This is a genomic window from Arthrobacter sp. Y3223164 (assembly GCF_059091005.1).
The window spans coordinates 1-961 of sequence record NZ_JBNHGF010000659.1; the positions used below are offsets into that span (position 1 = coordinate 1).

General features: G+C 68.5%; 2 protein-coding genes. Both read right to left on the bottom strand.

The window, feature by feature from the left end; translation table 11 throughout:
- Positions 1-391 (bottom strand): 50S ribosomal protein L20 (gene rplT / locus AC5RUJ_RS17205; protein ID WP_494156361.1); only part of this gene is annotated, 391 nt, incomplete at its 3' end.
- Positions 392-507: 116 nt separating this feature from the next.
- Positions 508-702: a 50S ribosomal protein L35 gene (gene rpmI, locus AC5RUJ_RS17210; RefSeq protein ID WP_493977772.1), complete on the bottom strand. Its 195-nt coding sequence runs from the start codon at positions 700-702 to the stop codon at positions 508-510.
- Positions 703-961 lie beyond the last annotated feature (259 nt).

Consider the following 961-nt stretch of genomic DNA (forward strand, 5'->3'; position numbering starts at 1 on the left):
CGGCGGTCTGGCGCTCTGCCGGAGCCGAAGTGTCGGCCGGCAGGGCGTCCTTGGCTACCTGCACCAGAGCGGCGAAGGCGCCGGCGTCGGACACGGCCAGCTCGGCCAGCATGCGGCGGTCGACCTGGACCTCGGCGGCCTTCAGGCCCTGGATGAGGCGGTTGTAGGTCAGGCCGTTGGCGCGGGAGGCAGCGTTGATGCGCTGGATCCACAGGCGGCGGAAATCACCCTTGCGCTTGCGGCGGTCGCCGTAGCTGTACACGAACGAGTGCAGCAGCTGTTCCTTGGCCTTGCGGTACAGGCGGGACCGCTGTCCGCGGTATCCGGCAGCCCGGTCCAGGATGACCCGGCGCTTCTTGTGGGCGTTGACCGCCCGCTTCACACGTGCCACGTGCGTACTCCTTTTGATGATTGGTGCCCGGTGCTCGGCCGCCGCGATCGGCGGCCGGGGGCAAAACTAGCTGGATGGCCCTTGCGGCGTCGCCGCGCGGACCAGAGGGGGGAAAATCAGATGCCGAGCATCTTCTTGATGTTGCGCACGTCGGCCGGAGCAACGATCTTGTCACTGGCAAGGCGTCGGGTCAGCGTGGAAGGCTTGTGCTCCAGGTAGTGGCGGCGGTTGGCCTGCTGGCGCTTGAGCTTGCCGCTGCCGGTGAGCTTGAAGCGCTTCTTGGCGCCGCTGTGGGTCTTCTGCTTCGGCATGGCTGCCGTTCTCCTTACGTCTCCTCGGGTCGCTGCCGACCGTCGGCTCGTGCGGTGCCGCAAAACGGGCACCGGCGGTTTACTTGTCTACCGGCGCCGGACACTGAACGGTGCCCGGCGGTTGCCGGATGCTCTCTGTACGGTCTTAGTTCTTGGAACCGGACCGGCCAGCAGGTTTGGGTGCTGCGGGCCGCGCTGCCGGCTTGGGCCGGGCGGCGGGCTTGGGTGCTGCGGGCTTGGCCTCCGTGGCGGGCGCCGC

What these genes read in the sequence shown, in the direction of transcription:
- rpmI (WP_493977772.1), bottom strand. Translation starts at nt 702, where the DNA reads ATGCCGAAGCAGAAGACCCACAGCGGCGCCAAGAAGCGCTTCAAGCTC.